The 14380-nt window shown below is 47.4% G+C and carries 10 protein-coding genes; 2 read left to right on the forward strand and 8 right to left on the reverse strand.

Translation table 11 applies throughout. The annotated features are described in order from the left end of the window. Positions 1 to 194 precede the first annotated feature (194 nt). The gene (gene tpiA / locus ASN18_RS00005; protein WP_085050544.1) at positions 195 to 935 is read left to right on the forward strand and encodes a triose-phosphate isomerase; all 741 of its coding nucleotides are present in this window, start codon (positions 195 to 197) and stop codon (positions 933 to 935) included. A 5-nt stretch (positions 936 to 940) separates the two neighbouring features. After that, positions 941 to 1339 (forward strand): preprotein translocase subunit SecG, encoded by a 399-nt coding sequence (secG, locus tag ASN18_RS00010; protein WP_085050545.1) that lies wholly within the window; start codon positions 941 to 943, stop codon positions 1337 to 1339. Between the two features lie 118 nt (positions 1340 to 1457). Here secG and ASN18_RS00015 read toward each other — a convergent pair whose 3' ends face one another. The 8 genes from ASN18_RS00015 to ASN18_RS00050 form a co-directional block, all read right to left on the reverse strand. Beyond that, positions 1458 to 1733, reverse strand: a complete 276-nt coding sequence (locus ASN18_RS00015) for a type II toxin-antitoxin system HicB family antitoxin (RefSeq protein WP_085050546.1) — start codon at positions 1731 to 1733, stop codon at positions 1458 to 1460. Positions 1734 to 1902: 169 nt separating this feature from the next. Continuing rightward, complete coding sequence (locus ASN18_RS00020; protein ID WP_085050547.1) at positions 1903 to 4950, reverse strand: RCC1 domain-containing protein; 3048 nt, start codon at positions 4948 to 4950, stop codon at positions 1903 to 1905. Between the two features lie 99 nt (positions 4951 to 5049). After that, complete coding sequence (locus ASN18_RS00025) at positions 5050 to 5748, reverse strand: Crp/Fnr family transcriptional regulator (protein WP_236861387.1); 699 nt, start codon at positions 5746 to 5748, stop codon at positions 5050 to 5052. A 234-nt stretch (positions 5749 to 5982) separates the two neighbouring features. After that, positions 5983 to 6177, reverse strand: a complete 195-nt coding sequence (locus ASN18_RS00030; RefSeq protein ID WP_085050549.1) for a hypothetical protein — start codon at positions 6175 to 6177, stop codon at positions 5983 to 5985. Further along, on the reverse strand, positions 6174 to 6698 hold the full coding sequence (locus ASN18_RS00035) for an ATPase (RefSeq protein WP_085050550.1): 525 nt from the start codon (positions 6696 to 6698) through the stop codon (positions 6174 to 6176). The genes ASN18_RS00030 and ASN18_RS00035 overlap by 4 nt, the downstream gene beginning before the upstream one ends. Positions 6699 to 6747: 49 nt before the next feature. Beyond that, positions 6748 to 8661, reverse strand: a complete 1914-nt coding sequence (locus tag ASN18_RS00040; protein WP_085050551.1) for a transporter substrate-binding domain-containing protein — start codon at positions 8659 to 8661, stop codon at positions 6748 to 6750. Then, a complete protein-coding gene (locus ASN18_RS00045; protein ID WP_085050552.1) occupies positions 8661 to 13343 on the reverse strand; it encodes a response regulator in 4683 nt (1560 codons plus the stop codon). Before ASN18_RS00045 ends, ASN18_RS00040 begins: the two co-directional genes overlap by 1 nt. 49 nt (positions 13344 to 13392) lie before the next feature. Further along, positions 13393 to 14349, reverse strand: coding sequence for an SDR family oxidoreductase (locus ASN18_RS00050; protein WP_085050553.1), 957 nt, complete (start codon positions 14347 to 14349; stop codon positions 13393 to 13395). Positions 14350 to 14380 lie beyond the last annotated feature (31 nt).

Raw genomic sequence — 14380 nt, forward strand, 5'->3', positions numbered from 1 at the left:
ATATGATGGAGGTGAGTATGCGCCTGTTCGCAAGATTTAGAGTTAATGGAAATATTAATGAATTACTATCTATCTTTAGGTGATACTCTCAATATTATTCAGTTCTTGACATATCGCGGCTAAATAATATATCATTCTGAGGCTGTCTTAAGCGGCGGAACTTTGCGAATAACTGCTAACAATAAGGAGTGACTATGCGTAAGCCATTTATAGCTGCAAACTGGAAGATGTATAAGACTACTGGAGAGACAAAAGATTTTATAACTAATTTTCTGCCTGCGGTTAAGGCCGTTGACAATGTAGACATAGTGCTGGCACCGCCGTTTATATCCCTGTCATTGGCCGGTGATTTGTTAAAAGGAAGCAATGTGATGTTGAGCGCTCAGGATTTGTATTTTGAGGCAGAGGGCGCATACACCGGCGAGGTCTCGGCAAAGATGATTCTCGATGTAGGCTGTAAGTGGGTCATTGTTGGACACTCTGAAAGAAGGCAATACTTTAATGAGTCAGATGACTTTCTCAATAAAAAGACAAAGGCGGCGAAGGCAGCCGGGCTTGGCGTGATATTCTGCATCGGGGAATCATTAGATGAGCGCAACTCCGGCAAGATGTTCGACATAATCAAACGCGAAGTCGAAGGCGGTCTCAAAGATGTAGACACAGACAATCTGGTAGTAGCATATGAGCCTATCTGGGCAATCGGGACGGGTGTGACGGCAACCCCTGACCAGGCGCAGGAGGCACATGCCTTTGTAAGAGACAGACTTAGGGACATGTACGGCGCAAAGGCCGATGATATAAGGATACTCTACGGCGGCAGCGTAAAGCCTGACAACGTAACTGAGATAATGTCCAAGCCCGACGTAGACGGCGCACTTGTGGGCGGGGCAAGCCTCAAGCCTGATAGTTTTGAAAAAATAGTGAAGTTCGGATAACACTGATGGCGACATTACTTTTGATATTTCATGTGTTAGTGTGTGTTTTTTTGGTGTTGGTAGTGCTGGTGCAAAGTTCGAAGGGTTCGCAGATGGGGGCAGCGTTTGGCGGCTCAAGCCAGACGGTCTTCGGAGCAAGAGGCGGGCAGACGTTTCTTGCAAAAATGACAACTATAGGGGCGGTAGTGTTCATGCTAACATCACTGCTGCTTGCGATAGTCGAGGCAAAGAAGACATCAATAATCGTCGGGCCGAAGCCTGCGGCACAGCAAGCGCCGGGGACAAACACCAATATTCCATTCGGCGCTGCCGGAGTTAAGCCAGAAGACGCAGCAAAGCCGGAAGCTACTGAAGCACCCGCACAAAAACCGGCTGACACTCAACCCACGAAAGATAAGAAATAAAATAACAACGTCATGGATTATTTGGGGATGCCTGAATAATTCATGATGTAACCATGTACTATATCTTTGCCAATTAAGCTTTGAGACTTCTAAGCTGTTTATAATCAATTGGCATGGGCTAGACTACTACGGCTACCAGCACCTCGGAAAATATTTTTACCCCGGTCTCTTCACTTTCTGGTATGGGTTCGTTGTCTTCAGCCATGGTTTCCACTGTCATTTCCACTACTTCGCGTATGTTTTTGAGGGCTTCTTCCTGAGTATAGCCCCACGTAGCTGCTCCCTTAGTGTGCAGGGCAGGACAGTAAGCAAACCAGCGGTCTTCGTCCAGCTCTATCACGACTTTAAATGTATAAGTCTTGTTTTTGATTAAATTAACTTCGTGATTCACCATAGTATTATAGTTTAGCGTAAATGACCCTATCTTTTCAATGGAAAATTAGCTGTTGAAATTTTCAAATGCGTTTGCCCTGGGGATATACTGTTAAAAAGCAGGGGAGGCAGCAGCCCCCCCCATTTTTGTAATGTGTAATGCTCTCACCACTATTACTTAAGTGCAGCAGCTACAGCGCAACCTTTCCCGGCGTATTAGTGTTCGTGTTCTTGCCGTTGCCAAGTTGGCCGTAATGGTTGTATCCCCATGTCCAGACTGTCCAATCCTTCTTCAGTGCTGCTGAGTGATATCCACCTCCGGCTATAGCTGCAACTCCGGTCAGACTAGTTACCTGTACAGGTTTATTGCTTGTCGTGTTCGTACCATTGCCTAACGCACCAACCACATTATATCCCCAATCCCACACAGTTCCGTCGCCCTTGAGCGCCATCGCATGGTAATATCCGGCGGAGACAGCAGTAACTCCGCTTAACCCCGTTACCTGCACAGGCTTATTGCTGTTAGTGTAACTACTGTTGCCTAATGCACCGCTGCCATTATATCCCCAACCCCACACGCTGCCATCGCTCTTCAGTGCTATCGAGTGGAACATGCCGCCGGAGATAGCAGTAACTCCGCTTAAACCACTTACCTGTACGGGCTTATTACTGCTTACAATTGAACCATTTCCTAATTCACCGTAACCATTATATCCCCAGCTCCAGACAGTTCCGTCGCTCTTGAGCGCCATCGAATGGTAACCACCGCTGGCGATAGCAATTACTTCGGTTAAACTGTTCAACTGCACAGGCTTATTGCTATTGGTATTGGTGGCGTTACCTAACTGACCATAAGCGTTGTAACCCCATACCCAGACAGTTCCATCGTTCTTTAGAGCCATTGTGTGGAACCCGCCAGCGGCAATAGCAGTAACTCCGGTTAAACCGCTTGCCTGGACAGGCTTATTGCTGTCAGTATTGGTGCCGTTGCCTAACTCACCTTCGTAGTTACGACCCCATGTCCAGACACTACCATCGCTCTTCAACGCTGCCGTGTGATAAATCCCAGCGGAAATGGCAGTGACTCCACTTAAATCGCTTACCCGCACCGGTACATTACTGTTCGTAGTGGTAGCGTTGCCTAACATACCTGCATAGTTTAATCCCCATGACCAGACAGTACCATCGCTGCTCAACGCTACTGTGTGGTAATCCCCTGCGGCAATGGCAGCAATAGTAGTAGTGGTGATTGTAGCCAAAGGTGTTACACTGTTCGAGGCAGATGATGCGGCACCTGTGCCGACTGCGTTAGCTGCCTTTACCGTAAAGGTATAAGCAGTACCGTTTGTCAGGCCGATTACTGTAATCGGTGACGCAGTACCGGTTGCTGTCACGCCAGTGTTGGATGTTACCGTATATTTTGTTATCTCACTGCCACCATTTGATGTCGGCGCTGTGAAACTTACTGTTGCCTGAGCATTTCCGGGCACAGCAGTAACTGCCGTCGGCGCCCCGGGGACTGCTGCAGGCGTTACACTGTTTGAAGCCAATGACGCTGTACCTGTACCGGCTGCGTTTGTTGCCTTTACAGTAAACGTGTAAGCCGTGCCGTTTGTCAGGCCGGTTACTGTAATTGGTGATGCCGTACCGGTTGCTGTCACGCCAGTGTTTGATGTTACCGTATATTTTGTTATTGTGCTGCCACCGTTTGATGCCGGTGCTTTGAAACTAACTGTTGCCTGAGCATTTCCTGGTGTAGCAGTAACTGCCGTCGGCGCCCCTGGTGCAGAGGCCGCTGGTGTTATGCTGCTTGAAGAGGCAGACGCCGGGCCTGTACCATTGGCATTAGTTGCCTTAACAGTAAATGTGTAAGCCGTGCCGTTTGTCAGACCTGTTACTGTAATCGGTGATGCCGTACCGGTTGCCGTCACACCGCCTGGGGTGGATGTTACCGTATATTTTGTTATCGCACTGCCACCGTTTGATGCCGGTGCTTTGAAAGATACCGAGACCTGAGCATTACCCGCTGTTACTGCAGTTATCACAGGTGCCCCCGGTACTGCTGCTGAAGAAGAGACAGTTACGGTGACGTTTGCAGTGGTGCCGGAGCTGTCTTTTACGGTAATAGTTGTTTGACCGCCCGAAGCACCAGTAATTGTAACAGTTGAGCCATTTACGGCTGCCGTTGCAATTTGGGCGTTTGCAGAGGTGGCTGTGTATGGGGACTTCCCGCCTGAGACTGTAACAGCGCCAGACGCCCCGGCTGTTAATGACAAGGAACTCGGGTTCAGCATTAATCCAGTTTGCGGGTATGCTATTGTGTATGCGCCAAATCCTACTACGCCTGTAACCTGGGAGTACGCAATTCTGAAGTAGCCTTTTTCACCAAAAGACTTGCTCCATGAATTTTTTACTATAAAATACTGCTGTTCATCGTTGTATCCCACGAGTAATACGGCGTGATTTCCCTGATATGAGCCGCTTACGTAGCTGTAGATACCACCTTTGTAGTAATAGAAATCATAGTAAATCCTCAACGTAGTTACTACTGGGCCATACGTGTTGAGTGCATTTTTTAACTTATCAACAGTAGGGGCAGTAGTGGTAACCCATTGCCACGATGGGATTGTGTACGCAGCAGAGGTGCGGCTAGCACAGGCGCTTGAGCATGAACCATTGGCTGCCGTATACGCGTAGCATGACTCCACAGGGTCACCCGAGTTGCGTAAAAAGTCTGAGGCATAGTGGATATACCCACCGTTACAAGAACCGGCGCCGCTGCATGACAGCGTCACCTGCTCGGACAAGTCCAGCGCATTGGGAGTGTTGTTGTCCGCGCCCGGAGTATTGCTTTTCCTCAATGTATAGGATTCCAAGGCCGCCGTCGTAGCAAATGCCCAGCAAGAGCCGCAGTTTCCCTGATTTTTTACAGAAGTAACCCAGTTGCCGTTATTATTTCTCCAGTCAAGGCTTGTCGGCAGCGCTGCCGCTTCTGACAGCGGGGCAAGGGCTATTTTCCTATGGTCGCCTAAGTCCGGTTCAAGAAGTCCTAACAGGCCCTTTCTCTGCTGCTCGGTCATTGCTGATATGTGTGTCTCACCTGAGTGCCACTGCGCCCCGGCTGCCTCAATAGCGGCCTTTAACTCTACCGGCCTTAGACTTTCACCAGCAAAAGCTACTCCTATTAACACACAAATCGATACTAACACTAACCCTGCTACTAAAATCGTCCTTTTCATGTTATCCTCCTGAGTTTTATTTTACAACCTTGATTTTAGGATAACAAATAGTTTGACCCTGAGTATGTCGTCTGAATTACATACCCTGTGTAATTCAAACTACAAAATTGGAAAGTTTTCTAAAAAACTGGGAGAAAAACAAAACAGACCGTCTTCATTAGTGCTGAGATAGCCGTCAGTCTTCCATTGATTTATGGTAGCGGTGACTGTTTCACGCACCAGACCGCTCATATCGGCAATATCCTGATGGGTCAGCTTAATGGTTAAGACAATAGAGCCATTGTCCTTTTTTCCATAGCGGTTGATATAGTTTTTAAACAGCAGGCCCAGCTTCTGCGTGGCCTTGTTATATGACAGTCTCTCAATTATCTCATTGGCCTCCCGCAGGCGGAAGCACAACTCGCGCATCACACCAAACAGGAGTTTAGGCTGGGAATGGAGCAAGTGACAGAAATCATCTTTAAAAATCACTGCAATCAGGGTCTTTTCCATAGCACATACGGTGGCGCTGTTGGTCTTGCCGTCAATCAATGACATTTCGCCAAAATAGTCTCCACCTTGTCTGATTGCTACTATTGTTTCTTTGCCTTCTGCATTAAATATGCTGATTTTTACCCGGCCATATACAATCAGGTACATAAAATTATTGGTATCGCCCTCGTGCATAAATTTGGAGTTTTTACTATACTCGCGAATTTGTACCCTGCTGATAACATGCTGCAGCTCCTCATCGGACAAATGTGAAAAGACCCTGCTGTTCTTTAATACGCCGATGAGCATCTTCACTTGTCTGTCCATTACACCCCCGTTTTCAAGCCGCCGTATTTCCCTGTGGTACATTATGTCTGATTATACTATTGAAAATCAAGGTTAATTCACAACCATGAGTTCCCCCAATAAATTGGAAAAAGACCCCACTCAAACCATGACAGAGTTCAAGATTAGACAAAAGAATCCTAATAGTCTAATGTTCAAGAAGCCTCTTAATAGCCGTAAATGGTCGCTGACCCTAATGAGTGTCACTAATTAGGGTCAACTCTCACGACTGCGATGGTTTCGAGTGCCTTGCTTTTCGGAAAACTTCTTGACTATACATCCTCCTTCATACACAACCAGGGGGGTATTCGTTTTCTCGGCAATCTTTTTCGCTTTGGCAGCCGCACGCCGCAGCGCAATCTCTGCCTTAGCAAGATCAACATCCTGAGCCTGTATTTTTTCTTTATTCAATCTTTTTCTCCTTCATCGAGAAGTTTTGGCCGCTCACCAGAATTGTCAAAAACAATCCATGCGTCCACCAATTGTTTGTAAAGATGCTGAAAGTTGTGCCAGCCTTTTTCATACCTGCATCTGATGGTCTTTACGGGAACATTGTGCCCGCCTTGTTTTACACGATTTTTTACCCGTTCCACCGCGGTCGCAACATTTGTCAGATAAAGGAAAATCAGTTTTATTTTATAACCAATTCGCCGCCATTGAGGGATCATTGTTGCGTATATTCTGCCGCTTAAAGTTGTTTCAAAGGCAAAGCTCTCACCTTTTGAGACATGTCTTTTGATTTCATCGAGCATGATTCTTCCAGCATGAAAAGAGGCTTTTTCGGGGAAAAACGGGGAAATACCCGACGCAATAAGATCCGCATTCACAAAGACGGGACAGTGTGCCTCCCTTGGCAGAAATTCAAGGGCAAAAGTTGTTTTACCTGCGCCGTTCGGGCCGGCAATAATAATTATCTTCTTGTCTTCATTCATATGACTTACTTTTCACAAAATCAGGCATAGCTTGTCAAGCTAAAACAAATCATCCAACGTCCGCATTAGCCCTTAATGCCGAAATGTCTTTAATCGAGGCGCAGACACACCTCCCCCTTAAAACATCCTCACGCAGCGGCGAAAGCCCTAACAGCGCAGGAAACTCAGTGCCGTCTTTGCGAACCCCTGTAACGGTAACTTCACTAACGTTAATTCCGCTGTGCATTTCAGTCTGCTTAAAAAAAGAGTCTCGTTTAGCAGGATGACCTGCCCGTATGCTTTTAGGAACCAGTATATCAATGCACTTACCGATGAGTTCACCGCTGTCGTATCCAAATGTCCTGTCTGCCATAAGATTGGATAGTATTATCTCCCCTGTCTGGTTCACTACCAGTATTCCATTGGGAGAGGATTCGATTATGTCATGGTACCAGGTTTCGGTTTCCTTCAACATCCTCTGCTGGGTATTGAGCTTGCTGGCAAGCTGGCGCGTTGCCTCAAGCAGTTCATTGGTACGCAGATTACGGGTAAGGATTTCTATATTCATCGCAATTATGGGCATCAGCTCATCAAGTAGTAACAGGGCGTCTTTGCTGAAGACCGCCATACCTGCCAGTTCTATAACCCCAAGCGCCACAGCATTTTGTATAATAGGCAGGACAATTATCTCCTTTGGTAAAGCCTCGCCTGCTCCCCAGTTGATTTTTATATCTGAACCTGACGGGCCGGATTGACCGGTTATTTTAATCGGTGCCTGCTCAAAGGCACACTGCCCAACTAGTCCCTGCCCGATGGCAAAGGTCTTTTCCTTTACAACACAGCCATATCCCCCGGCTGAACGAAGCATATTACTTTCCTTGTCAAAGACATATAACACGCCATAGGCCGCACCAACTAAAGGGGCAAGATGAGACAGCAATTGCACAGCCAGCTCCTCAAGCGTCACGGCCTTTTGAAGCACCGAGGAGATCTGAGAGATGTGCGACTTTATTGCAGCACGGGATTCAAGCTCCTGTGCATACTGCTTAAGCTCCTGTTGAACCTCCTCCCGTTGTCTTACAACTGCCCTCAAACGCCTGTTCCAAATGACAACAAAAACGATTATAACAATCAATGCCCCGGCAATAGGGCCAACTATCCTCCAGTTGATTACCTGCTGATACTCAACCGTAAGCCACCGGTCATTTATCACTGTCTTTTCCTTCTTAGACATGCCAGACAGGGTTTTATCAAGGGCTGATGCGAGGAGAGGCCAGTCTTTTCTTATGCCAAAGGCCATATCATAGTGGTAAGGGGTATGCCCTGCGATTTTAAGGTTATTAAGCCCAAGCCTGTCAATGTTATAAGATACGATTGCCATATTGTCTATTAACACATCAATTTTTCCCGCGGAAAGGTCTAATAGGGCAGTTTTTATATCAGAAATCGAAATCAACGGCATATTCGGGTAGTCACGCTTGATGCGTGTCTCGACTATCAACCCTTTTAACACGGCAACCTTAAGGCCCTCAAGATTGTCTACTCCACTTATGCGCCGAACATCCTTACGTGTAACAATAACAGCGGCAAATGTGGAGTATGGCTTTGTGAACAGGATACTTTTTGCGCGTTCCGGGTCAGGTGAAATCTTGGGGATCAGGTCTATTTCACCTTCTTTCATTTTCTTCATAGCGGCACCAACATTAAGGCCTGGCACAAGGACAATTTCGATACCGAGGCGTTTGGCACAAGTTTCTATAAAGCCAGCGCTGATGCCGGAGTAGACCCCTGTTTCGTCTATGAATTCATAGGGTGGACGAGCTGAATCTACCCCTAAACGCATCTTCCTGCCCTTGATAAATTCCTTTTCCTCCTGTGTCAATCCAATGTTGTCTGGCACGGGCTCTGGTGTTACAGTACCGGCAAAAACCACAGTCATCAAAATTATAAGTATGCCTGTCTTTATATATCGCCTTAACGCCATTATATAGCTGCCCCCACAGCTTGCGCTATTTCTCTGAGCTTGACCAGCGCATCCTCATAATCAAAATTCGCTATACTTGCCTGCACCCTTTTTGCCGACGTTCCATGTCCCACAGACTTAAGCATATCAACTACGCCGTCTATCATATCGGCGGCCTGTGAATCGTCATCCGCCAAAAATGCCGCAAGTTTGCTCATCTCAACAGTGAGGACATTCATGTTCACAGCAACTGCCGCCTTTGCCGCTTCAACCCCTTGCGGCATCCCTATTGAAATCCTGCCCAGAAGGTCATAGAGTTCCATCTCTGTCTCTTCAATCGCCTGTGGCAGGGCATCTGCCTCACCCCTGTTTAAAATACCTTCTACATTAGCCGCCAACCCGAACATCTTGGTTGCCCCGATGTTACCGGCAAGCCCCTTTAGTGTGTGGGCCTCACGTGTTGCCGTTTCAGTATCGTTTATGTCTATGGCCGATTTAATCCTTGTTATTACGTCTGACTGTGTCTCCTTAAAACGCCCGATTAGTTTACGCAGCAGTGTTATGTTACCGCCAACGCGGTTTAAGGCAGTTTCTATTTCAAGGCCGTCTATCTTTGGCAATGTGCTGTCTTTTGCCGACGCGTTGACCACGCTTAGTTCAGCCGATTCAGCAACGGCGTTCTTCGGCTTTACCCAGCAGGCCAATGTCTCAAAGAGCTGCCCTATATCAATAGGTTTGCCAATATGAGCGTTCATCCCGCACTCAAGACACTTTTCCCTGTCTCCGGCCATAGCATTGGCAGTCATGGCCAGTATGGGAAGTTCAGCAAACCGTTTATCCTCCCGAATCCTGCGTGTGGCCTCAAAGCCGTCCATCACAGGCATCTGGCAATCCATAAGCACAGCATCATATGGGGCAAGTCCAACTTTCTCAACTGCCTCCACACCATTACCGGCAACATCTACACGCATCCCCGCGCCCTCGAGAATCTCAAGCGCCAGTTCCTGATTGACAGGGTTGTCCTCAACAAGCAATATGTATGCGCCACGCATGAGCTGTTCAGCCTCTTTGAAATTATCCTGCTTATGTTGTTTGCGTTGGCGCTGACCGGCACTTTTGCCAAAGGAGTTAAGTATACTGTCAAGCATCGTTGATGGGCTTACGGGTTTGACCAGCAGCCCTTCTATCCTAGTGCCCTGTAACTGATACATCAGCTCGTCTTTGCTGTATGCTGTAACCATTATAAACGATGGTGTGTTGGATAGATTTGCATCTGCACGAATGCGCCTTATGGCTTCTATACCGTCCATCTCAGGCATCTGCCAGTCCATAAGCACAAGCCCATATGGTTTGTGTTCAGTGCGTGCACGCTCAAGTTCAGCAATAGCCTCCATGCCGCTGTTTACGGCTGCTGCTTCAAAATTCAGGGCAACTAACATAGAAAGCATAATTTCTCTGGCGCTTGAGTTATCGTCAACTACCAGAATGCGCAGTCCCTGCATGTCTGCAGTTGCGTCTGAGAGTATGCGCTGTCCGGTTTGCACTCCGAATTTAGCGGTAAAATAAAACGTACTGCCAACACCAGGGGTACTCTCTACACCGATTTCTCCATCCATCATCTCTACAAGGCGCTTACTGATTGTAAGCCCCAGTCCCGTGCCCCCGTACTTGCGCGATGTAGAGCCGTCTGCCTGAGAAAAGGCCATAAATAATTTCTTGCGCTGCTCTTCGGTAAGGCCAATCCCAGTGTCTGTAACATTGAAACGCAGCCATATTTCAGACGATGAGTCAATGGCACAGGCAGCGGCGCGCTGTACTCCAACTGTGACTTCTCCCTTTTCAGTGAATTTCACGGCATTATTGACAAGGTTAGTCAGCACCTGCCCAAGCCTCAGCGAATCACCTATCAGGGCAGACGGCACATCGGTTCCTACGTCAAAAATCAGCTCTAATCCCTTGTCCTGAGCCTTTATTACTGAGACATCAGCAAGGTTTTCCATAACGTCGTCAAGATAGAAGTCTGCATTTTCAAACTGCAGCTTGCCAGCCTCTATTTTGGAGAAATCAAGTATATCGTTAATAATACCCAGGAGATTCTTGGCGGCAGATTCCACTTTTTCAATATAGTTACGCTGTTTTGCATCGAGTTTTGTCTGCAGCGCCAGATGTGACATGCCAATAATGGCATTCATCGGGGTGCGGATTTCGTGGCTCATATTTGCAAGGAAATCTGACTTCATCTTGGTTGCTTCCTCTGCAATTTCTGTAGCGCGCCGCAACTGCGTCACATCAAAAAACCAGCCCAGTATGCAGTCGTCACCTGCATATTTTACGTGGATATATGAACACATCACCCAGATATCCATGTGATCTGCTGTCCTTATGCCAATCAGCTGGTTAAGTATGTCTTCACCGCTGCCCAGCCGCTCTGTTATTTCGTCAAAGACCCGCTCGTCCTGGTAGAACTGCCGTGGAGTAAGTCCGGCGATTTCTTCCAAAGTGGCATGAAGCATCTTTGCATATGACTGGTTAGCAAAGATAATCATACGCGTTTTGGCATTAATAATGCGTACCGCCACAGGGCTGGACTCCAGCATATAGCGCATCAGGCGCTCATTTTCGCGTATGGTGTCTTCGGCTTGTTTGGCCTCGGTGATGTCCTGCGTTACACCGTACATGTCTGTTGCTTTACCGTTTGCGTCTCTTACCACACGGCCAAGCGCGTGAATCCAGACCACACGTCCATCGATGGGGCGCTTATAGGCATAGATTGCGTTATATTCCGGCACTCGTCCCTCAACTGCCGCATGAAAGTTCTCAAGCGTCTTTTCTGAGGCTGCCTTATCTCCGGCTTCAACATTTACAAACCATTCTTCCATAAGGCTATAGCGCCATCCCTCGCGCGGTATATCGCCAAACACATTTACTGACCGCTCTGATGAGTTATACCAGCCAGAGCCGTCCAGAGGGACATGCCAATAGCCTGCCTTTGCCAGGTCAAGCGCCTGGTCACTTAGGAAACCGGCCAGACGTATCTGCTCTTCAGTCCTCCTACGGTCTGTAATATCATGAAACACGATGACTGAGCCTACTATTTGGTCTGCCTTGTACACCGGAGTGGTTGAATATTCTACCGGCAGCGGCGTACCGTCCTTGCGCCACAGTACTTCAGTGTCAATCTTTCTGGGCAGCCCGTCCTGACTTGTCAGAAACATGGAACATTCACCTATGGGAAAGACACCGCCGTCTGGATATGCGTAGTGCATTAGCCTGTGCATACGCTCCCCTATTAGTTCATCTTCGGTATAGCCTAGTAATAGCGGGACGGCAGGGTTTACAAAACTCATCCTCCCGTCTGTGTCCAGACCTACGATGCCGTCACTTACAGAGGTCAGAATCAGACGGCTTCGCTCCTCGGCGTGAGCCAGAACTTCTTTGCTTGCCTCTAAATCATCACCGCGTGCCTTCAACTGCGCTTGAGAAAGTGCAAGGTCTCTTGCCGTGGCCTGGCTTATTTCAAGTAGTTCACGAGTTTCGATATTTGCCGAGAGTATCTCTATATTCATCGCTATAACAGGAAGCATGGTATAGAGGAATCCTTTATGTCTTTCGTTAAATTCCCCCAGCGTTCCAAGCTCTATAACTGCCTGAACCTCTCCTTTATGTAGTATCGGGACTATCAGGACATTTCTGACAGCAAGCCTCCCTAACCCAAAAGGTACGGCTATATTATCACCAGTTGATAAATCCAGAGAAACCACACGCTTGTCAAGTGCGGCTTGTCCGACAAGTCCCTGGCCCAAATTAATTGTCTGCCCGCCGTCAACATCCTCACAGGCATATCCGCCATATCTAAACAAAGATTTACGTGTCTGGTCACATACATAAAACGCGCCGTATACCAGATTCATGACCGGAGCCAGACTTGATATAAGTACGCTGCCAAAATCTTTATACGTCTTGCATGTCTGCAGCGCCTGAGCGATTTCCGTCTGCCGCGATTTCTCATCTGAATCTATCCGGACGCTCTCTGCCTGAACCTGCTTTGCACTGTAGTCTTTGTATGTCTTCAGGAGCTTAAGCCATGAGCCAATCATTACAATGATAACTATGAGCATAATTATGATAGTAGTATATACACGCTTTTGCTGCTGTTCGATGGCATCTTTAATTGCAGTCTTCATGAATACGACAGCTTTATTAATACCTTCGTGATATAAGGTCTCTTGCCCAACATATTGACTGCTGGATAATAAGGCTGCCGCCTCTTTTAATTTACCTTCGTTGACTAAATTAAAGGATTGTCTTTCCATTTTGACAAGCTCAGAGTTAGCTGCGTCTGTTGATGCAATACTGTTGACAAGCTGTTTTTCCGGCAATAGTTTCATTGCCTCTTTGATAGCTGCATCAAGAACGGGGACGGCATCTGAATACCGCTTTTCCCACTGCTGATCACCGGAAGCAGCCCCCATGCGGGCAGACATTGTCAACACCTCATCCTTTTCCAGGATAATGCCGACAAGCTCCTGAAGGCGAAAATACTTTGCCTTTACCAGACCAATATCCCTGATAGAAGCAAAGCTCTGCCACATTACTACGGCAAAAAACAGCAGCGTAGAAAGTAGTACTACGATGAACAATCTTTTCGGGCTTTTCGGGCTTTTCGGGCTTTTCGGGTACACAACCCCTTTATCGGAAGCCATCAGGCAATTATACCAGATTTATTAGCAATATTTATATCGGCACGCGCAGTTAAGCGTATGAACCGGTTCTCTCTACCCGCCGCGCAATTTCACTGGCGTAGCGAACTCCAACCGTAGAGGCATGTTCCTTTAGCCATTGGGTAAGACTTGTCTGACCAGTCGGCTGAGAACGTACGTACAGCAGATTACTCTTGAGGCCTTCTATCTCCTCCCGTGTAATCAGTATATCCCCTGTTATTTGTTTCATAAACCTGCCGAAGTAATATCCCAGGTCGTCTGAGATAGGCACGATTCGCCTTCGCTTGCCGATGATTTCCCCGATGGTTTCAACCAGCTCTCTAAAGGCAAAGGTCTCAGGGCCTATGGCGTCTATAATTATATTTTCCTTTATCTTACCCATGTCAATGGCCAGCTCTGCAAGGTCTTTGACATATATGGGCTGCAGCTTGTAGCTGCCATCACCGAATATGCCAAACATGGGAAAATTCCTCAGAGACCATGCGATATTGTTGATTAAAATATCCTCCCTGCCGAACAAGACCGCAGGGCGCAAAATGGCGTAGGACATCCCGGAGTCAACCAGCGCACGCTCCAGCCTTGCCTTCCCGCTGAAGTACTCCAGAGGTGAGTCCTCTTTTGGATTTGTTATGCTTATGTGGACAATCCGCTTGACTCCGGCCTTTTTAGCCGCATCAAAAAGTGTCAGCGTGTTGTCAACGGCATCTGCATGTTTAAACAGCTTATGATTAAACCTGACCCAGTATGTGTTATACAAGCAATCGGCGCCCTTGAGTGTGTCTGTGAGGAGTTCAGGTTTGTCAAAATTAAACGGAAACACCTCGATGTTGCCGCCAAAAGAATTAGGCCGGTCGGGCGAATTAGTTATGGTCTTCACTTTAACCCCGGCGTGTATCAGCAATTTAGCAATATACTTACCTGAATATCCAAATGCCCCTGTAACTACATGAACCCCTGATACTGCACCAGTACCGATTTGATATTTCATAATACGTCCCTCTTTATAGTGAGTTAATAAC

This window comes from Candidatus Magnetominusculus xianensis (assembly GCA_001541255.1).
GTDB classification, from domain to species: domain Bacteria; phylum Nitrospirota; class Thermodesulfovibrionia; order Thermodesulfovibrionales; family Magnetobacteriaceae; genus Magnetominusculus; species Magnetominusculus xianensis.